The 21,427-nt window shown below is 35.5% G+C and carries 16 protein-coding genes; 11 read left to right on the top strand and 5 right to left on the bottom strand.

The window, feature by feature from the left end; translation table 11 throughout:
- The first annotated feature begins 5 nt into the window (after positions 1-5).
- Both gap and B2Z27_RS14840 read left to right on the top strand, forming a co-directional pair.
- Positions 6-1,007, top strand: coding sequence for a type I glyceraldehyde-3-phosphate dehydrogenase (gene gap / locus B2Z27_RS14845; protein WP_058103290.1), 1,002 nt, complete (start codon positions 6-8; stop codon positions 1,005-1,007).
- A gap of 88 nt (positions 1,008-1,095) precedes the next feature.
- Complete coding sequence (locus B2Z27_RS14840) at positions 1,096-1,947, top strand: N-acetylglucosamine kinase (protein WP_058103289.1); 852 nt, start codon at positions 1,096-1,098, stop codon at positions 1,945-1,947.
- Between the two features lie 4 nt (positions 1,948-1,951).
- On the opposite strand, the gene B2Z27_RS14835 is transcribed toward B2Z27_RS14840, so the two are convergent.
- Both B2Z27_RS14835 and B2Z27_RS14830 read right to left on the bottom strand, forming a co-directional pair.
- Positions 1,952-2,332, bottom strand: a complete 381-nt coding sequence (locus B2Z27_RS14835) for a RidA family protein (RefSeq protein ID WP_286814227.1) — start codon at positions 2,330-2,332, stop codon at positions 1,952-1,954.
- Between the two features lie 19 nt (positions 2,333-2,351).
- Complete coding sequence (locus B2Z27_RS14830) at positions 2,352-5,039, bottom strand: putative LPS assembly protein LptD (protein WP_286814226.1); 2,688 nt, start codon at positions 5,037-5,039, stop codon at positions 2,352-2,354.
- 179 nt (positions 5,040-5,218) lie between these two features.
- Here B2Z27_RS14830 and B2Z27_RS14825 point away from each other — a divergent pair, with 179 nt between their 5' ends.
- The 9 genes from B2Z27_RS14825 (at position 5,219) to B2Z27_RS14785 (ending at position 16,104) form a co-directional block, all read left to right on the top strand.
- Positions 5,219-6,547 carry an N-acetylmuramoyl-L-alanine amidase family protein gene (locus B2Z27_RS14825; protein ID WP_286814225.1) on the top strand — a complete coding sequence of 443 codons (1,329 nt, stop codon included), beginning with the start codon at positions 5,219-5,221 and terminating at the stop codon, positions 6,545-6,547.
- Positions 6,548-6,594: 47 nt separating this feature from the next.
- Entirely contained in the window at positions 6,595-7,560 is a 966-nt protein-coding gene (locus B2Z27_RS14820) for an MlaD family protein (protein WP_058103285.1), read from the top strand.
- Positions 7,561-7,575: 15 nt separating this feature from the next.
- Positions 7,576-8,901, top strand: a complete 1,326-nt coding sequence (locus tag B2Z27_RS14815; RefSeq protein ID WP_286814224.1) for a (Fe-S)-binding protein — start codon at positions 7,576-7,578, stop codon at positions 8,899-8,901.
- An 8-nt stretch (positions 8,902-8,909) separates the two neighbouring features.
- Positions 8,910-9,701, top strand: coding sequence for a (Fe-S)-binding protein (locus tag B2Z27_RS14810; RefSeq protein WP_058103283.1), 792 nt, complete (start codon positions 8,910-8,912; stop codon positions 9,699-9,701).
- A gap of 17 nt (positions 9,702-9,718) precedes the next feature.
- On the top strand, positions 9,719-10,201 hold the full coding sequence (locus B2Z27_RS14805) for an ABC transporter ATPase (RefSeq protein ID WP_071341805.1): 483 nt from the start codon (positions 9,719-9,721) through the stop codon (positions 10,199-10,201).
- A gap of 94 nt (positions 10,202-10,295) precedes the next feature.
- Positions 10,296-13,205, top strand: a complete 2,910-nt coding sequence (locus B2Z27_RS14800; protein WP_286814223.1) for a glycoside hydrolase family 3 N-terminal domain-containing protein — start codon at positions 10,296-10,298, stop codon at positions 13,203-13,205.
- A gap of 19 nt (positions 13,206-13,224) precedes the next feature.
- Positions 13,225-14,364, top strand: coding sequence for an N-acetyl-alpha-D-glucosaminyl L-malate synthase BshA (gene bshA / locus B2Z27_RS14795; protein ID WP_058103280.1), 1,140 nt, complete (start codon positions 13,225-13,227; stop codon positions 14,362-14,364).
- Positions 14,357-14,803: a hypothetical protein gene (locus tag B2Z27_RS14790; RefSeq protein ID WP_286814222.1), complete on the top strand. Its 447-nt coding sequence runs from the start codon at positions 14,357-14,359 to the stop codon at positions 14,801-14,803. The genes bshA and B2Z27_RS14790 overlap by 8 nt, the downstream gene beginning before the upstream one ends.
- Before the next feature lie 119 nt (positions 14,804-14,922).
- Complete coding sequence (locus B2Z27_RS14785; protein ID WP_286814220.1) at positions 14,923-16,104, top strand: OmpA family protein; 1,182 nt, start codon at positions 14,923-14,925, stop codon at positions 16,102-16,104.
- A gap of 93 nt (positions 16,105-16,197) precedes the next feature.
- Here the strand turns inward: B2Z27_RS14785 and B2Z27_RS14780 are convergent, their stop codons facing one another.
- The 3 genes from B2Z27_RS14780 to B2Z27_RS14770 all read right to left on the bottom strand — a co-directional run bounded on the left by B2Z27_RS14780 (position 16,198) and on the right by B2Z27_RS14770 (position 21,421).
- On the bottom strand, positions 16,198-16,875 hold the full coding sequence (locus tag B2Z27_RS14780; protein ID WP_286814219.1) for a hypothetical protein: 678 nt from the start codon (positions 16,873-16,875) through the stop codon (positions 16,198-16,200).
- A complete protein-coding gene (locus B2Z27_RS14775) occupies positions 16,872-20,246 on the bottom strand; it encodes a PQQ-dependent sugar dehydrogenase (protein WP_286814218.1) in 3,375 nt (1,124 codons plus the stop codon). Before B2Z27_RS14775 ends, B2Z27_RS14780 begins: the two co-directional genes overlap by 4 nt.
- Before the next feature lie 197 nt (positions 20,247-20,443).
- A complete protein-coding gene (locus B2Z27_RS14770; RefSeq protein WP_286814217.1) occupies positions 20,444-21,421 on the bottom strand; it encodes a UDP-GlcNAc--UDP-phosphate GlcNAc-1-phosphate transferase in 978 nt (325 codons plus the stop codon).
- Positions 21,422-21,427 lie beyond the last annotated feature (6 nt).

Below are 21,427 nucleotides of genomic sequence, written 5' to 3'. Positions count from 1 at the left end.
AGAAAATGTCAAATTTGAAAATAGGAATTAACGGATTCGGTAGAATAGGAAGATTAGTCTTCAGAACAACAATCAAGCGTGGAGATGTTGATGTAGTAGCTATCAATGACTTGTTAGATGTTGAGCACTTGGCTTACTTGTTAAAATATGATTCGGTACATGGTAAATTCGATGGTACTGTTGATGTAAAAGATGGTCAATTGATCGTAAATGGTAAGACTGTTCGTATTACTGCGGAAAGAGACCCTAAAAATTGTAAGTGGGATGAGGTTGGTGCAGATACCGTTGCTGAATGTACAGGTATTTTTACAACATTAGAAACTGCTCAATATCATATAGATGGTGGTGCTAAAAAGGTTGTTATTTCTGCGCCTTCTAAAGATGCTCCAATGTTTGTAATGGGAGTTAACCATACAGAGGTTACTGCTGACAACACAATTGTTTCAAACGCATCATGTACTACAAACTGTTTAGCTCCAATGGCTAAGGTATTAAATGATAAATTTGGTATTGAAGAGGCTTTAATGACCACTGTTCATGCAACAACGGCTACTCAAATGACTGTTGATGGTCCTTCTAAGAAAGACTGGAGAGGTGGTAGAAGTGCAATGTTGAACATTATACCGGCTTCTACGGGTGCTGCTGTAGCGGTTACCAAGGTAATACCTGCATTGAAAGGTAAGCTTACAGGAATGGCTTTTAGAGTTCCTACTGCAGATGTATCTGTTGTAGATTTAACTGTTCGTCTTGAAAAGGAAACTTCATACGAAGAAATTAAAAAAGCATTTAAATCTGCTTCTGAAGGAGAGTTAAAAGGTGTTTTAGGATATACGGAGGAGTCTGTAGTTTCTCAAGATTTCATAGGTGAGTCTCATACAAGTGTATTTGATGCTGGTGCAGGTATCGAGTTGAATTCTAAATTCTTCAAGTTGATCTGCTGGTATGATAACGAGGCTGGTTTCTCCAATAAAATGGTAGACCTAATTCAGCACGTTAATACGTTGTAAGCATCATTTTAGTATAACAATAATATATCCTGAAAATGAGGCTTTTGCGTCTTGTTTTCAGGTTTATTTTTTTAAAGACATTCGGTATATGATTTTAATAGTAGATAGTGGTGCAACCAAGTCAGATTGGATTGCTTTAGATGAAAATGGCGAACAGCTTTTTTTAACGCAAACATTGGGTTTAAGCCCAGAAGTGTTGACAAAAGATGTCATAGAAGATCGCTTAGCGAATAATTTTGAACTTTCTAAGAACAGGGAGAAAGTCAGTCATTTGTACTTTTATGGTGCCGGTTGTGGTACCGATCGTATGAAAGTCTTTTTAAAAGGTATATTCAAAGACTTTTTTCCAAATGCAAAAGCAGATGTAAAGGAAGATACATATGCGGCAATTTTTGCTACTACCAAAGTTGGTCACCAAGGTATCGTTTGTATTTTAGGTACGGGGTCTAATTGTAGCTATTATGACGGTAACCAATTATTTCAAAAAGTAACATCATTGGGGTATATACCTATGGATGATGGTAGTGGGAATTTCTTTGGACGTAAGTTGATACGTGATTACTATTTTCATAAAATGCCATCTGATCTAGCGCATAAGTTTGCGGCTTCGCATGATTTAGATGCCGATGTAATTAAAGAAAACTTATATAAGCAGCCTAACCCAAATACGTATTTGGCAACCTTTGCAAGGTTTTTAATTGAAAATAAAGACCACCCGTACTCTAAAGGGGTTATAGATAAAGGTTTTCAGCAATTTATAAATAACTACGTAATGCAATTTGAATTGGCTACAAAGGTGCCGATCAATTTTGTAGGTAGTATTGCGCATTACCTAAGAGATGAATTAACATCTGTACTGCTTAGAAATGATTTGATCGTTGGTGTTATTAGGCAAAGACCCATTGAAGGGCTTGTAGAATTTCACAGATCAAATATGTAAAACGTTATTTTACGGCAATCATTGAAATTTCAACATTTACGAACTTAGGTAAATTTGCTACTTCAACGGTTTCTCTTGCAGGTGCAGTTTCTGCATTAAAGTAAGTAGCATAAACTTCGTTTACTTCGGTGAATTGATTCATGTCACTGAGAAATATTGATGATTTAACAACATGTTCAAAGGTCATTTCAGCTTCGGTTAAAATGGCCTTTAAATTTTCCATAGACTGTTTAGTTTCCAATTTAATATCACCTGAAACTAATACGCCACTTTTTGGATTAATTGGAATTTGCCCAGAGATATATAAAGTGCCATTACTTAAAATTGCTTGGTTATATGGGCCAATTGGTGCTGGGGCATTTTCTGTATTTATAATTTTTTTCATCGTAGCTAATGTTTAATTTTTAATTCTGACTCCTATTTTCCCACTTAAGGTCTTTTAAGATAGAAGAATCTATACCAATAAAGAAATACCATCTTTTATAGGTCCCAAAAGGTGTCCAGTTAAAACGCATGGTGAAACTTTTAAGGTCTCGTTGAAAACGCAATTGGGTTAAGGTGAAACCTTGATTTTTGAAATCATAACCAGATGAACCTCCTATAGACCACCTTGGCGCAAGTTCTATGTCACCAGAAAACATTAAAGAGTGACTACTAAATTCATTTTGCCTTGCTGTGTTGCTATAGTTTGCGGAATAGGCCAACCTAAAATTCCATGGTATTTTGGTTCCATATACTGGGTTTTCAACATCGGCATTTTTGTCGTCCTTCCTAATGGGGTTTGAATTGAAATCATCGGCTCTTCCAAAAAGGTCGTCATCTCTACCACCACTTTGCGCTACGTAATCAAAAGGATCTTCATCTTCTTCTTCCTTCCTTCCTTTGTCATCTTTTTTATTGAACATATCACTACTAATAGAATAGGATACATTGGCATTAGCTCTAGTAAGTCTAAATAAGCTACCGCCATTGTCAATATTCCATGTGTCTATTCTTCTACCATTATTATCTATGGCATAAGGGTCTAAACCGGCAGAAAAGTTAATGGACATTTTGTTGTCCAAAATGTTGGTTCCACCATTAATGCTCAGTGGATTCAATCTAAGGGAATCAGATTCGAAATTATATCCGGTGGAGACATTAAAATTGCTTAAAAGAGATATTTTTTTAGGTTCCAGTTTTGTGGAATCTTTATCCTTTACCTTAGCTTCTAAAGTGTTGGCCAATGAAAAACTTAAGCTGTTAGACTGCCCTAATGAAGGTGCTCCGTTTAATGTTCCCGTAAAACGACTGTATTGTACTTCTACACCGTCTTCACCTAAATATTCGTCATAAAATTGCTCAAATGAGGGTGCATAGCCATAACTAAGAGAAGGTCTAACCGTGTGTCTAATAGCCTGAATTTTTTTGTCCTCACCAAAATTAAAAGTACCATACAAGGTAGTTCCAATACTTGCGCTTAAATTATAGGTATTGTAACGGTCAAAACCACTAACCGTATCTATAACAACTTCCTCGGCAACATCGTCATAGCTTCTGTTGTAAGTTTCCAATGTCCAAACATCTTCATAGTTACCACCCAAACTAACGCTGAAAAATTTAGCAACCTTAAAGTTCGTTGCAACAGGAATACTATGGCTGGCACCTACACGGGCATTGTCAAACATCCTAGCCGTGAAAAAATCCTCATCATTTGTTGTTAGCCTATTTTGTGCGTTTACGCTGTACTGAAAGTTGATGTTGTCTATGATTCCTTTCTTTACACCGTCTTGCTTTACAAACGGATAAATACGCTCTACACTTGCTTGAAATGTAGGCAAGGTCATATTGATATTGTCATCATCGTCATCATCATCTGTAGCTACCGATGTCAGTTGTGAGTGGGTAGCGGTCAAACTCATGTTCACAGAAGGGTAATTTGGAAATGTTTTAGAGTATGAAATTGATGATGATAGGGTGTTGTTCTGGGTATTTGGTAAGTTTCTTTGTTGTAAGGAATTTTGGTAATAATCGCTACTTCCTAAATTTACCGATGCTGAAAATCGTGAGTTGGGACTTGCCTTGGTATCTTGTGTGTGAGAAAATTGAATATTATAGTTTCTAGAAAGACTGTAATCACTAAAACCTTTTTGGCTATTAACTATATTTTCAAATCTTAGGTTTACATTACCACGATACTTGTACCTTTTAGTATAAATAGATGCTGTTCTAAATGCATAACTTCCGTTCGTATAAAAGTCTCCGGATAAAGTAATGTCGGCATAATCACCTAATGGTACATAATACCCCATATCTTGCAAAAAGTAACCGGCATCTGGGTCGTTACCGAAAGAAGGCATTAAAACACCTGCTGATCGGCCAACACTCAGTGGAAAATAAGCAAATGGCATTGCTATTGGGGTTGGTACGTCTGCAATATATAAATTGCTGAAACCGGCAATTACTTTTTTTTTGGGAACAAATTTTGCTTTTCTAACCCTTATATAATAATCTGGGTTAATAGTGTCCGTTGAGGTGGTCAATTTTCCTTCGCTTAGAAAGTAAACGGAATCATTCTCTTTTTTGGTAATCTCGGCATAAACCTTCATGGCATCACTACCTAAAGCACCGGCTGCCGCTTGTTGTTCTGTTCGTGAGTTCCAAATTAGTGCCTTTTGCGTATCAAAATTAAAACGGATAGAATCTGGAATAACAATGTTCGATCCCTGTTTAAAATAGGGTAGCTGGCTGTAATTGCCAAGTGAGTCAACCATTCTACCGGCATACACCTCATTTTTAATGTAATCCATAATAATGATACCAGCTTTTAACTCCGTATCTTGATAATAGATTTCAGCTTCGTTATAGAGGTAAATTTTATTTTCTTTTTGGCTTAATTTCACATAATCTTTAGCCTTATAAGTGATTTTATCTAAAAGTAAAGGAGGCTTTTGATTAAGGGAATCTGTAGTCAAAGAATCATTGGCTATAGAGTCTTTTATTGCGGTTGGCGGAAATAGTGGTGCAATAATTGAATCTCTCTCTGCTTTGATATTGAGCGGAGTGATTTTTCCTTCTTGACCGATGGCAAAAAAACCACAGACAACAACCATGAATAGGAAAAGTAAGTATTGTTTGTTTGATTGCAAGGCTATATATCCTATTTTTGTAAAGGTTTGGCGGTCAAATGAGCCGTTATTTGAGATGTCAAACTTACATATATTTTTTAATCCCCATGTAGGGTCTTACAATAAATTTAACCATAATAAGGGCGATATAATCCCCAATACATATGAAAATAAAATTCTTAAGCATTTCATTGGTTTTAGTTACAGCCATATTTCTACTGTCTTTTACTGTTGATAAACAAGAAGTTGAATCTGATGATCCATTTATTGTTGTTTTAGATGCCGGTCATGGTGGTCATGATCCAGGAAACCTGGGAAATGGGTATTTGGAGAAAAAAATCGCTTTGAACATTGTTTTAAAAGTCGGTGAAATTCTTGAAAAGAATAAGGATATTAAAGTTATCTACACGCGTAAGGATGATACGTTCATTGATTTGTACGTTAGGGGCGAGGTTGCCAATAAAGCCAATGCAGATTTGTTTGTGTCGGTTCATTGTGATTCCCACACCTCAGATGCGCATGGGGCAGGAACCTTTGTATTAGGGTTGCATGCCAATAAGCAAAATTTCGAAATTGCGAAAAAGGAAAACTCTGTAATTTATTTAGAGGACAACTATGAAAATAGGTATGCGGATTATGATATTAATTCGCCGGAATCGGTAATAGGTTTGACCATTATGCAAGAGGAGTTTTTGGATCAGAGCGTTGCTTTGGCCACAATGATACAGGAAAATTTTTCTAGGCAACTTAAAAGGACAGATAGAAAAGTAAAACAAGCCGGTTTTATAGTCTTGCACCAAACTTTTATGCCAAGTGTTCTTGTTGAGACCGGTTTTCTTACCAATAAGAATGAAGGTGCTTATTTAAATTCTGCTAAAGGGCAGAATGAAATGGGAGATGCCATTGCGAAAGCCATATTGAATTATAAAGAAGGCGTACAACCTACTGTAAAGAATGTAGAAACTACGGTTTCTAAACCTAATGTGCCGCCAATTAAAGAAGAAGTGGTGGCCAAAGCTGATGAAAAAAAGGAACTGGCTGTTAAAGAAATAGCTGAGATTGAAGAGAAAAAAAATGTAGCAAAAGAAACGGTTGCAGAAAAAGTTTCTGAGGTTGAAAAAACGGAACCTATTAATACACCGGCGGTTGCTGTAAAGAAAGAAGAGGTTGCTCCCAATGTGCAGGTAAAAGAATCGATCAATGCCAATGAAGTAGCTAAATCCATTGTCTTTAAAATTCAGTTAATGGCAAGCAGTAAGAACGTAGCACTTAACCCTGGTAATTTTAAGGGACTTTCAAACCTTTCACAAGAACCTTATAAGAACTTATATAGGTATATGTATGGTGAAACAAGGTCATATAGAGAAGCTAAAATGATGCAAGGTCAGGCACAGGGTAAAGGGTATAAATCGGCATATATTGTAGCTTACAAGCTTGGAGAAAGAATTCCTATTCAAGAGGCTATAGACGAGGTTTCTCAATTTAATCCATAAAGTGTAAATATTATTCATAATTTTGAGTGTAATAAAAATACAGTTGCTTGAAACTATCTAGAGAATTAAAAACGGGAATTATTGTAATTGGTGGCATACTACTGTTCATCATGGGATTCAGTTATTTAAAGTCCACTCCAATTTTTGATAATAGCAAAACCTTTTTTGCAGTTTACCCTAATGTTGGCGGACTCCAATCTGGTACTACTGTTTCTATTAATGGTTTTAGTGTTGGTAAGGTTAATGATATTAGGTTTTTAGATGAAAGGGGAAATCTATTGGTAACTTTTACGGTTGGTAATGATTTTAAATTTTCTAAAAATAGTACGGTAGAATTATATGATACAGGTATTATTGGTGGTAAGGGTTTACAGATAAAACCTATTTTTGATGGTGCACCCGCGCAGTCTGGAGATACTTTAAAAACTGAAACAAGGCCCGGTATTACCGATCTAGCACAGCAAAAACTAAATCCATTGGTACGTAAAGTTGAATCTGCAATTTCTGGAGCAGATTCTGTATTGGTGAATGTGAATTCTGTCTTGGATGAAAACACCAAGAAAGAGCTGAAAGAAGTTATAGGTGGTTTAAACGAACTGATCACTAGCCTAAACGGAAGTGCATCAACACTTAATACCGTTTTGGCCGGAAATGAAGAAAAACTAAATACTTCATTTGAAAATTTTGAAAAGCTTACGGCTAATTTTGCGAAACTATCAGATTCTTTAAACGCTGCCGGTCTTGGCCGTACCTTGGCCAGTTTAGAATCTACCATGGCAAATCTAGATCAGCTAACAGCCAAAATTGAAAATGGCGATGGTTCTATGGGCTTACTTATGAATGATAAGGAGCTTTATTCAAATCTAAACAATGCTTCTAGAGAGCTAGACTTATTGCTGCAAGATTTTCGTTTAAACCCTAAAAGGTATGTAAACGTTTCGGTTTTTGGTAAGAAACAAAAAGATTATGAATTACCAGAAGATGATCCTGCCGCAAATTCTATAGAGAATTAAAGAAGACTTAATTATATGCAATATCTCCCTAATGTAATTTTTGTAATCCTACTTGTTGTAGGTGTTGGTTTTTTTGTCAAGAATATTAGCAAGTTAAAAAGAAATATATTCCTTGGTAAAGAAGCTTCTTTGAATGATAATAAACCACAGCGTTGGAAAAACATGGCTAAAATTGCCCTTGGGCAAACTAAGATGGTCGTAAGGCCAATTGCCGGTATGCTGCATATCATTGTTTATGTTGGTTTTATCATTATTAATATTGAGGTACTTGAAATTATTTTGGACGGTATTTTTGGTACCCATAGAATGTTCGCCGTTCTAGGGCCTGTTTATGATTTTTTAATTGGCTCTTTTGAAGTTCTTGCGTTATTGGTAATAGTGTCTGTGGTAATCTTTTGGATAAGAAGAAATATCATAAGATTAAAGCGTTTTCTTAAGCCTGAAATGGAAGGATGGCCAAAAAACGATGGTAACTTAATACTTTATATTGAAGTGGTTTTGATGGTGCTATTCTTGACCATGAATGGGGCTGATTATCAATTGCAGCAAATGGGGGCAGACCACTATGCGGCTGCAGGTTCTTTTCCAATAAGTAGCATGCTTTCACCAATTTTTGAGAATATGTCAATTCCTACACTTGTACTTATTGAGCGTATAGCTTGGTGGTTACATATTGCCGGAATATTGTTTTTCCTTAATTACTTATATTATTCAAAACATTTACATATTCTTCTTGCCTTTCCAAATACATATTATGGTAAGCTTACTCCTAAAGGGCAATTTAAGAACCTACAGTCGGTAACAGATGAAGTGCGTATGATGATGGACCCAGATGCGGATCCGTATGCAGAACCTGCTGAAGATGCTGCTGTGCCAGATAAGTTTGGAGCATCTGATGTGCAAGATTTAAGTTGGGTACAATTGTTAAACGCTTACACTTGTACAGAATGTGGTCGTTGTACAAGTGAGTGTCCGGCCAATCAAACCGGAAAAAAACTATCGCCTCGTAAAATCATGATGGATACTCGTGATAGACTTGAAGAGGTAGGTAAGAATATCGATCAAAATAAGGGTGAATTTAAAGATGACGGTAAGCAATTACTGAACGATTATATTACGCCAGAAGAGTTATGGGCATGTACATCCTGCAATGCTTGTGTTCAGGCCTGCCCAATTAGTATTGATCCACTATCTATCATTATGGATATGAGACAGTATTTGGTCATGGAACAATCTGCCGCTCCAACAGATTTGAATAATATGATGGGTAATATTGAAAATAATGGAGCACCTTGGCCATTTAATCAAATGGACCGTTTAAATTGGAGTAAAGAATCTTAAAGAGAGATATGGCAAGTGAATTAAAAGTGCCTACAATGGCAGAGTTTTTTGCAGCTGGAACAGTTCCCGAAGTATTATTTTGGGTTGGTTGTGCCGGTAGTTTTGATGATAGGGCAAAGAAAATAACGAAGGCTTTCGTTAAGATTTTGAATAAGGCGAATGTTTCATTTGCTGTACTTGGTACAGAAGAAAGTTGTACCGGTGACCCGGCAAAACGCGCTGGTAATGAGTTTTTGTTTCAAATGCAAGCAGTTACCAATATAGAGGTGCTAAATGCCTACGAGATTAAAAAAATAGTTACGGCATGTCCGCATTGTTTTAATACGATAAAAAATGAATACCCTGGTCTAGGTGGTAATTATGAAGTTGTACATCATACTCAATTTCTTAAAGACCTGTTGAATGATGGTAGAATAGCTATGGAAGGAGGCTCTTTTAAGGGTAAACGAATTACCTTTCATGATCCCTGCTATTTGGGTAGAGCTAACGGAGTTTATGAAGCACCAAGAGACTTGATCAGAAAGTTGGATGCTGAACTTATAGAAATGAAAAGCTGTAAGCAAAGAGGTTTATGCTGTGGTGCAGGTGGAGCGCAAATGTTTAAAGAACCTGAAAAGGGGGATAAAGATGTAAACATTGAGCGTACGGAGCAAGCTTTGGAAACCAAGCCGGAAATAATTGCTGCAGGTTGTCCGTTTTGTAACACCATGATGACCGATGGTGTTAAGAACAAGGAAAAAGAAGGTGCTGTTGCGGTAATGGATATTGCCGAATTAATTGCTACCGCAGAAGATTTATAAATATAAAAGTATAGAAATTGCTAGTAGACTTTAAAACATTACCGGAAACTTCCAGAGTTTGGATTTATCAGTGCAACCGTTCATTTTCTGATGTGGAAATAACTGAAATCAGTTCAGATTTAGATGCTTTTCTAACTTCTTGGACTGCGCATGGTAATGATTTAAATGCCGGCTATGAAATAAAGTATAAACGCTTTATTATCATTGCACTTGATCAATCTACACAAGGTGCTACAGGGTGTTCAATAGATGCATCTGTGCGTTTTATTCAAGAATTGGAAAGAAAGTACAATGTTATGCTTTTGGATAAAATGAATGTTTCTTATAAGCAGGGAGAATTCGTAGCCTATAAAAGTCTTTTGGATTTTAAGGCAATGGCGAAACAAAAAGCCATTTCTAAAAATACTATTGTATTTAACAATCTGGTTGCCAATAAAGGAGAGTATTTAGAGCATTGGGAAGTACCTGCTTCCGAAAGTTGGCATGCTCGTTTTCTTTAACATAATTTCTTCTTAAGTATTAGAATTTATTGGGTTTTATCGATGAAATGCAATAATTTCAACCTGTATTAGTTATCTCAGTACATATTATTTTATGCGCCATATTTTTATTATTATTTGTGGGTTGTTTTGCTATTCGGTACTATCAGCCCAAAATCCGTTAGTTACCAGTGACAGTTTAGGACAACAAGCGTGGGTGAATAGCCAATATGCTCAAATGAGCTTGGATGAAAAACTGGGGCAATTATTTATGGTCAGTGTAGCATCTAACCAAAGCAAACAGGCTACCGATAAAATTAAAAACCTGATTGTTCAGGAGCACTTGGGCGGTGTTATTTTTTCCAAGGGCGGGCCGGTACGTCAAGCAAAACTTACCAATAATTATCAAGCCGTATCTAAAATCCCTTTATTGATCGGGATGGATGCCGAGTGGGGACTTTCCATGAGATTGGATTCTACTTATGCTTTTCCGTGGAATATGACACTAGGTGCTATACAAGATAGTTCCATTGTTGAAAGAGTAGGTTATCAAATAGGTAAACATGCCAAACGTTTAGGGGTGCATATAAATTTTGCTCCAGATTTAGATATTAATACCAACCCAAAGAATCCTATTATAGGAAATCGTTCTTTTGGTGAAAACAGGGATAATGTAGTTCAAAAAGGAATTGCTTTTATAAAAGGAATGGAAAGGGCTGGTGTGTTGGCCAATGGGAAGCATTTTCCCGGTCACGGAGATACCGAGGTAGATTCTCATCATAATTTACCCATAATTCCTTTTTCCAGAAAAAGGTTGGATAGTCTAGAATTGTATCCGTTTAAAAAAATAATAGGTTCAGGTTTAAGCAGTATTATGGTTGCCCATTTAGAGGTGCCAGCTCTTGAAATGAAGAAAGAACTGCCTTCTTCAATCTCAGAACAAATAATTACAGGAATTTTAAAAGAGGAGTTAGGGTATAATGGCTTGATTTTTACAGATGCCCTTAATATGAAAGGAGTATCCACAACCGGTAAAGAGGGTAGTGTAGAACTTGCTGCTTTTATGGCAGGTAATGATATGCTATTAATGCCAGAGAATATTGTAAGTGCCAAAGAGAAATTGACTAAGGCTTATGAAAAAGGTAAATTGACAGAGGATCGTTTAGCCTATTCGGTTAAGAAAATTCTAATGGCAAAATACAAGGCAGGTTTACATCATTACAAACCCATTAAGCTTGAAAACTTATATAACGATTTAAATGGTCTTGAAGATGATATTGTTTATGAGCAAGCTATAGAAAATGCTATTACCGTAGTTAAGAATAAACTGGATCTTCTATCCATTAAGAACTTGGACAATAAAAAAATTGCCTATGTTAAAATGGGGAATTCGGACAACGAGGCATTTGTCCAAGGGTTAAAGAATTATGCGGAAGTTACCGTAATTGAGGCAAGTGATATTACTACTTTAAAAACAAGACTAAAAGAATTCAATTTGATAATTGTTGGTCATCATATGAATAATGAGAGTCCTTGGAAGTCTTACAAGTTCTCGAATTCCGAATTGGAATGGCTGCAGGAAATTGCTAATGAGCGTACTTCTAATCTTATATTATGTGTATTTGCAAAACCATACGCACTATCGGATATCGATTCGTTCAATAATATAGATGCTGTGGTAATGGCATATCAAAATAGTGATATCGCCCAAGAAAAAACTGCAGAAATACTATTTGGTGCTGTAGGTGCTACAGGTAAATTGCCCGTTACGGCGCATGAAGAGTTTCCTGTGCATACCGGAGTAGAAGTTAAGTCTTTAAGTAGATTGGGCTATAGTATACCAGAACGTGTGGGTATGAGTTCTCAAGGACTAAAACGAATTGATGAATTAATGCACGACGGCCTTGATAGTTTAATGTTTCCTGGAGCGCAAGTGCTAGTGGCTAGAAAAGGTAAAGTAATCTATCAAAAAGGATTTGGTAAACCTACCTATGATTCTAAAGAGAACATTACTAACGATTATATTTATGATTTAGCTTCCCTTACCAAAATATTGGCAACATTGCCTATGGTCATGAAGATGGAGGAAGAGGGTAGAATTGGGCTTAATAATACCTTTGAGGAGTTGGTTCCTAATTACTCCAATACAGAAATTAAGAACGTAACAGTGCTTAAAGCATTGTCCCATTACGGGCGTTTGCCGGCATGGATTCCTTTTTATATTAGAACATTGGATGATAACAAAAAGCCTTCAAGTGAATTTTATAGAAATTCACCTTTGCCAGGTTTCTCTACCAAAGTTTATGATAATCTGTATTTAACAGATGCCTACCAAGATTCGATTTACAACAGAATAGGGAGGCAAGATTTAAAATCTAACAGGTATCGGTACAGTGATGTTCCTTATTATGTAATGAAAAAAGTAATTGAGGATAGCTATGGACAAAGGTTAGATCATTTAAGCAATAAGTTTTTATACCAAAGAATAGGAGCAAACCATACAACTTACAATCCTTTAGAGAAATTTGATAAGAATAGTATAGTGCCTTCAGAAGAGGATGATTATTATAGGTATGGTACGGTTCAAGGTTATGTTCATGATATGGGTGCGGCTATGCAAGCGGGTGTTGGTGGTCATGCAGGTTTGTTCAGCAATGCCAATGATATTGCAAAAATTATGCAGATGTACCTTCAAGATGGCTATTACGGCGGCACAAAATTTTTTGATTCTAGAACGGTTAAGAAATTCAACACTTGTTATTTCTGTGAAAACAATGTAAGAAGAGGAGTAGGCTTTGATAAGCCTCAATTACAGCACAGCGGACCAACATGTGGTTGTGTTTCTCGAAAAAGTTTTGGGCATAGTGGTTTTACGGGAACTTATACGTGGGCAGATCCTGAAGAGGAAATTGTATATGTATTTTTATCTAACAGAACTTATCCGTCCGCATCTAATACACTTTTAGTTAAATCTGGGTTAAGAACTAGAATTCAACAAGCTATTTACGATTCAATTCTGAATTAAAAAAGGTAATTTTGTTGTAATGAAAATAGCAATAGTATGTTACCCTACCTTTGGAGGTAGTGGTGTAGTAGCAACGGAATTAGGTATAGCATTGGCCAATAGAGGTCATGAAATTCATTTTATTACATATAAGCAACCAGTTCGTTTGGAGTTGCTGAGCAATAAAATTTTCTTTCATGAAGTGCATGTTCCAGAGTATCCGTTATTTCATTACCAACCATATGAACTTGCCTTATCCAGTAAATTGGTTGACACCATTAAGCTTCATAAAATAGACCTTTTACATGTGCATTATGCCATACCACATGCCTATGCTGGCTATATGGCTAAGAAAATGTTAGAGGAAGAAGGTATCTATGTGCCCATGATAACAACATTACATGGAACAGATATAACCTTGGTGGGTAAACACCCCTTTTATAAGCCTGCCGTAACGTTCTCAATAAACCAATCTGACGTAGTTACTTCAGTGTCGGAAAGTTTAAAACAAGGAACTTTAGAAACTTTTGATATACAAGGTGACATCGAAGTTATTCCTAATTTTATAGATGCAAAAAAGTATAGTACCTCTTTTACAGACTGCCAAAGGTCTAACATGGCAACAGAGGAGGAACGTATTGTAACCCATATTAGTAATTTTAGAAAGGTAAAACGTATACCGGACGTAATTAAAATTTTCAGTAAAATTCAGTTAGAAATTCCTTCTAAATTGATTATGGTTGGTGAAGGACCAGAAAAAGCTGGTGCAGAACGTTTATGTGAAGAACTGGGTATTTCCGATAAAGTTATATTTCTAGGTAATAGTAATGAGATTGATAAAATTCTGTGTTTTTCAGATTTGTTTCTTTTGCCATCGCAATCGGAGAGCTTTGGTCTTGCGGCACTTGAGGCTATGATCAATAAGGTGCCTGTTATTTCTAGTAATGCGGGTGGTATACCAGAGGTCAACACAGAAGGTGTTAGTGGGTTTTTAAGTGATGTGGGAGATATTAATGATATGGCTTCTAAAGCAATTACCATTTTGAAAAATGATAATGTTCTGGAAAGATTTAAGTTGAATGCACTTAAGGAAGCCCAGCGTTTTGATATTCAGAAAGTGGTGCCGCTATACGAAGAAGTTTATGTGCGAGCTTATAATGGAAGATTGAAAAATGTTTAAATATTCTATTTGTTTACTATTGGTCGCCATAATTCAATTAAATTCTTGTAAAAGTACAGCTCAAAGTAATTTGCAAGAATCTGATGATGTTGGTATGGAACTTATTTTAAATGAGAATTATAGCGGATTTGAACAAGAGGAGTATTTTTTGATAAAAAATGAAAAAGAATTAAGTGCTTTTTACGGAAAAATAAATAGAACCAGAAAGCCGGGGTTGACTCCGCCAATAATAGACTTTGATACAGAAATGATTTTGGTTTGGTGTGGCGATAGTTCAGCAACAAACTATGCTAATTTCGAGTTGAATGAAAAGGATAAATTTATAGAGCTTCATAAACTTAAAAGCAAAACTTTTAAAGAAGAAAGTAAATTGGTGGTAAGCCCTTTTAGTATGTATAAATTACCATTAAGCCCAAAAAGTCTAAAAATTAGAAAGTAATTAATCGATAATAATTCTACATTCAACTATCAAACGATTTTAACTGCTGTATACAGTTATTATTTTTTAACGACCTCATTTACAATTATTTTTACATTTTATAACCCAAATTATTAATTATGAAAACTACTAAAATTTTTAGTTTTATATTTCTGCTCATGCTATCGTCTGTCACATTTGCTCAAGATGAGCTTCAGATAACGGCTAAAGATAGTATTGTGAAAAGTTCATGGATTTTTGGAGTAGGCTTAAATGCCGTTGATGATTCTGGAAATGTTTTCGACGGACTTTTTAATTTCGGAGATGAATGGAATTTTGTTCCTTACCCTTCAAGAATTAGCATTGGACGTTATTTTAAAAATGGTCTAGGTCTTGAAGCAATTGGAACCTATAACCAATATAAAAATGGTAAAAATATTGATGGGGAAATTATAACTGAAAATATCAGTTATTACGGTGTAGATGGTAGAATAACGTATGATTTAAATAGAATAATTGGAGAAACCGCTTGGTTCGATCCTTATGTAGGTATTGGTGCAGGCTATACTGATGCCAATAATAGAGGTAGAGGAACTTATAATGCCGTTGTAGGCTTCAGAACCTGGTTTTCCGATAGATGGGGATTAGATTTTAATGCTACAGGTAAATGGGCCATGAGCGAAGGAGAAGGCGTTTCTAATCACATTCAATATGGTGCTGGTGCCGTGTACCAATTTGGAATTGAAAAAGGGCTTTCCAAAAAAGGGGAAGAGAAATTAGAACTGTTAGCTGCAATTGAAAAGGAAAAACAACGTCAGCAAGATTCGATCAATGAAGTAAATCGTTTAAAAGATGAAGCCTTATTGGCAGAAAGGCTTAAGAAGCAACAAGAGGCAGATGCATTGGCAGCTGCTGAAAAGGCTAAAATAGATGCGTTAAATAATAAAAAGGAAGAAATTAAATCACGAATAGAAAGCTTGGGTAATGTTTATTTTGCCTTAAATTCTTCCGTGGTAAATACTAGTTCTAAGAAAGTTTTAGATTCTTTGGCAAATGTACTAGAGGAAATACCAACATTAAAATTAAAGATTACTTCTCATACAGATTCAAGGGGAACCTCTAAATATAATGATTGGTTATCTCAACGTAGAGTGGATAAAACAAAGGCTTATTTAATTTCTAAAGGTATAGCTGAAGATAAACTGGTTACAGAAGCTTACGGAGAAACTATGTTATTAAACGAATGTGATGATAATACATATTGTCCAGAAGATAAACATGCTGTGAACAGACGTTCTGAGTTTGTTATTCTAGAGTTTTAAATAAAGTTATATCATAAGAAAGCCGATAAATAAAGAAATATTTATCGGCTTTTTATTTTCAATCCATTAATTTAGATTAGTGTACTTTAATACCTAACCAACACTAAAATTAAATACTTCAGATGTAGATTCATTTCCAATACTATCTTTAGTTATTATTTTCCAATAGTAAATTTTATTAGCTTCTACAGGTATATCATTAAACCTGGTGTCCGTTAGGTCTGTGCCATAAAGTGCTGGGTCTTTAGCTTCTCCAAAATATAAGTCATATGAAATGATGTCATTGTCAGGGTCTTCTGATTTCCAAATTAAATTTACAGTAGTACTGGTTTGTGAAATTGATGCGCCAGATACAGGTGAAATAGCTGATGCTGGGTATGGAATAGAAGATTCTAAGCCTGGTCCTTCATTGTAAAAACTCCAAACTTCACTGCTGCTGTTTGTTTTTCCTGTCACATACCAAGAATACGCAACACTGCGGTCTAGTATGATGGCAACCTCTGCAGTATCGCTTAGTATTAATTCGGTTTGTGAACTTAAGAGATTTGTTAAGTGAACAGTATATGGACTGTTATTGAATTCATCTTCCCATCTAAATACCAGTTCACTTTGGGAGTCTGATACAATGATACCTTCGGTGCATTCAGAATCATTTTCAGGAAAAATAAGCATAATGCTTATTTCGTCATTGGCATATCCCAGAACATCTGAATCTACACCGCATGACTGTAATATTAAAAATAGAAAAACTAAAAATCCGCTTTTTTTCACTGTTTTAATAGTTTGAAGGATTTGTTAAAACTACCATTCTTTAATCTTACAAAATAAATGCCCGAAATTAAAAAGCTGGTATTTATTTCAATTATGGATCGTTCAACTTCAAGATTGTTAGAATATAGTAAAACTCCCGCTTCGGTAAAAATAGCTATTTCAAGCTTATCTATTATAAGAGATTTTAAATCAATTGACAGTATGTTGCCCACAGGGTTGGGATAGATTATAGCCGTATTTCCTAAATATATGGTTTCTTCATATTTGCCTTGACAAAGTTGATCTGTACTGATGCTAATATTATTTACATTTTCAATGAGCGGTAGGGTAATTTGAGATTCTTTAGTTTGAAAACTTTTACCATTAACTAGAACGGTATATTCCTCTGCACCACTCATGTTAATATTCGCCTCATTGGTTAGAGCATTAAAATCTAAAAATACGCTCAAGGGTACAGGCTCGGTTATGACTATTTTAGAACATGTTTGATAATTTGAAGAATTGATAGGGGATATGCATAAATTATAATCCCCGTTCGCTAAATCTTTTATAGATAGCGTTTCGGTGAAGGGTATTGTACTATTTACGCCCTCACCGGTAATAGTTGCCAAAAATTCTTCAGTAGTAATGGATTCTATTGAAACTGAGCCGTTTTCCGAACCAATACAAGAAGTACCAGTTGAAGTTATCTTAAACTGATTGGTAGGGTATGAAGTTGTTATGCAACCATTTTCATCCACCATTTCTCCGCTCGGTGTATTAGGGCAAAAATCATCAGAATTCAACACTCCGTCGCCGTCAACATCACCATCATCGATATCAATTGAATCTATGATCAATGTAAAATTTCTGGTACATCCTTCTATCGTAGTAAAGGTGTAAATGCCAGACTGCGCTTGGCTAGCGTTTTCTATTAAATAATCATTTTCAACGATATCACCTCCAGGAAGGGTAATTGAAAAAGGGGTATTATTGGGTAAAATACTTAAGGTTATATCCTCACCTTCAGTAATCGTTAAGTTGTCACTGCCACTATTCCAACTACCATTTATGAAATATTCTGGAATTACGTTTTCATCAGTACAAAAAGCTTCTGCCCATATAGCAATATTGTTGGCGTTCACATTTCCCGCTACATCAAAGTTACCACCAACTAATAGCTGGGTTTCATCCTTTATAAATTGTAAGGTGTTTACTCTGGTATTTACACCTACATTGGTACCTGTTCCTAAAGCTTCCCAACCACTTTGTTCGCTCCATCGGGCAATATTGTTCATTACTTTATCTATAGATCCATTATCACTTGCAGTATCAAATGTACCTCCTACATAAATGTATGGGCTATTATGGGTAATAGCATTTATGTTTCCACTGACCCCTGTTCCCATAGCTTGCCATGTGCTACTGTTTTTATCATATCTGGCTATTCTATTTACTGTTTTGTCCCCGGCAATGGCAAAGTTGCCTCCAACATATAAATAATTACCTATAGATTCTATTGCTTGTACAAATCCGCTGGTGCCAGAACCCAGGGAAGACCAATTAGTACCGTTCCATAGAGCAATTCTATTTGCGGCAATACCACCTGCCGTGTCAAAATTCCCGCCCACATAAACTTGACCATTGTCTTCTATATGAATGGATCTTACCTCATTATTGGTTCCTGAAATATTTGTTGAAGCGTCTGTAAGCAAGCTCCAGTTTTCATTTTCCCATTTTGCTATATTATTGGCATTTAAGCCACCAGCAGTAGTAAATACACCGCCAACGAACAAAACTCCATCTTCATTAAAGTCTATTGTAGAAACTTGACCGTTGGTGCCGGAATTCAAAGATGACCAAGTGCTACCGTTCCATTTTGCAATATTGTTGGCTTCAATACCATTTACTGTTGTAAAATCCCCGGCTATGTATAATGTTCCGTCCGTTGCCAATGCAGTAGTTAATATAGTTCCTTCTACAACGACACCCAATGTGGCCCATTGTTCGTTTGTACTTAAAGTTGCTAAATTGGAAACATTTATTCCCCCGGCACTAGAGAATGAACCTGCTATGTAACTTAAGTCATTTGTAGAAGTTGTAATAGCTTCTACAATTCCATTTGTTCCTAAGGATAGTGATTTCCATTCTCCAGTTCCATTTACCGGTGTTGTCACGGGACCGGTTACAGTTTCCGTAATTTTAAAAATTTTTGCATTTTCTCCGTAATCGGAGAAATATAACTCACCAGTTTCATCTTCACCAAATGAGGAAATGAACTCACCATTTGTTTTAAAAAGTAGTTCATTTGATGTGGCACCGTTCAATGGATTATATTCAAGAGCCCACACACGTCCTGAAACATAATCGCCATAGATGTATTTGTCTTTTAAACTGTTGCTCGTCAACGAACCGTTGTAGGTATATCCACCGGTTATGGAAAGGTCAGATGCATTGTGGTTATAGAAGAAAATAGGCTTAATATCAGGTGATGTAGCAAGTAAGGTTTCACTTCCATAGCTAGGCTCTGTATTAGCTTCAAACTTGTTCCAGCCATAGTTGCCGCCTTTGGTAATGATATTAATTTCCTCATAGGAATTTTGTCCTACATCCGCGCCCCACAGGTTACCGGTAGGGTCAAAAGAAAATTTCCATGTATTTCTAATTCCCCAAGCATAAATTTCATCTAATCCTGACAAGCCCACTCTTGGGTTGTCGCTTGGTATTTCATAATTGCCATCAGGTAATTCAGTGTTTGTTTCTAAAGGATTGTTGCCGTCTAAATCTACATCTATTCGAAGCATACTTCCAAAAACAGTATTCAAATTTTGTCCATTTCCTTGCGGGTCGCCGCCGCCGCCGCCATCACCAATAGAAATATATAAATAGCCATCAGGACCAAAAGCAATTTTGCCGCCATTATGGTTGGAGTCTGATTGATTTTTCGTGTATTGCGCAATAATTGTTCTAGATGAAGAATCGATCAAATTAGGATTGGAACTATCTACGGTATAACGCGCAATATTAATTCTGTAATTACTTGGTTGATCAATATAATAAACAAAAATATGGCCATTATTTCTAAAGTTTGGATGAAAGGCTAAACCTAAAAGTCCAATTTCTTGGCCGGCGCTATACGCTATATTAGAGGAAATATCTAAAAATGTAACCAGTTCTTGTGTGGTAACATCTTCTTTGTTTGGAAAAACTTTTATGAAACCTGGCTGCTCAACGACGAACATACGATCCGTACCGTCTACACTAGCTTGGATTTCAGTAGGAAAATTGAATGTAATGTTCGGGTAAGCCTCTTTATAAGATAGTTCTTGGCTATAAGCGAACAAGAATAACAAAGAGAAAAGGAAGAATAAAAAAAACTTGTTATTAACCATGAAATATTTGGGGAATTGATATTAAAATCACTAAATGAAACTGCAGCTTAGTTTATGATGATCAATAAACTAAGCGAAAGTAATAAATAATTGAATTTAAAGAATCAATTTAACCGATGCGGTTAAAAAAAACTGAAATAGAAAACTAGAGAAGTATTCTTATACATAGAGGAGTTCTGGTAGTTACGACTTATAAGTTATGTGTTTTGTTCTTTAATATTAAGTTTCATCTTTTTATTTAAAAAAATGTGAACGCTAATTAGCAGTAAAATTAATGGTACGGCTGTAAGTAATTGTAAACTTAAATTTTCGTGTATTACCAATAGCACAATGGTGTTAACTAAAATCTGTGTTATAGCGTAACCACCAGCAACGGTCAAGTGATTAACAGATTTTATATGTACTAGATTTTGATAAAGATGACTTTTGTGTGGTTTAAGAATATTCTCCTTTTTTAATAATCTAGAAATAATGGTAACACCTCCATCAACCAAATAAACGGTAATAAACATAAATGGTAGGGGAGTATTCAAAATAAAAGAGAATAGTAATAGTAAGAAAGTGATAAAAACTCCAATAGAAATACTACCAATATCACCGGCAAAAAAAATGGCTTGTTTCCTGAAATTGAAGAAACCAAATACCACGATTCCTAAAATTCCAAAAACTAAAATTTGATAGTCAATAAGATTAAATGAATAGTTCAATACCAATATAGAAAGTAAAACAACTAAAGAATAAAAGCCTGTAATACCGTTTATGCCATCCATGAAATTATAGATGTTTATAATTCCAAGACAGAAAATTAGTAACGGCAGTATCCAGAAAATAGCATTATCAAAAAGATTTAATTGATAGAAAACTAGAATAACAGCAATTATCTGTGTCCCCAATCTGCTTAGTGTACCAAGTGATTTTAGATCATCTACAAAACTGACAAAGGCTACTAAAAATATTGCAGCAAATAAAAAGGGTAGTGGTAGAGACTGCTTAAAAAAATAAATGAATAAGGATATTACGAATAGTATACCGCCCCCTCTAATAGTATTTAGCGTATGTGAACTTCTATGATTTGGCACATCTTCAATCCCAAATTTTTGCGCTATTTTAATATATGAATAGGCGCAAAAAAATAGAAATAAGAATGTGATTGCAAAAAGAGTAATTGAACTCATTTATCT

The organism is Maribacter sp. UBA3344 (assembly GCF_002362375.1).
Taxonomy (GTDB): domain Bacteria; phylum Bacteroidota; class Bacteroidia; order Flavobacteriales; family Flavobacteriaceae; genus Maribacter; species Maribacter dokdonensis.
The sequence above is the reverse complement of the archived record's forward strand: the minus strand, read 5'-3'. Positions and strand labels throughout refer to the sequence as shown.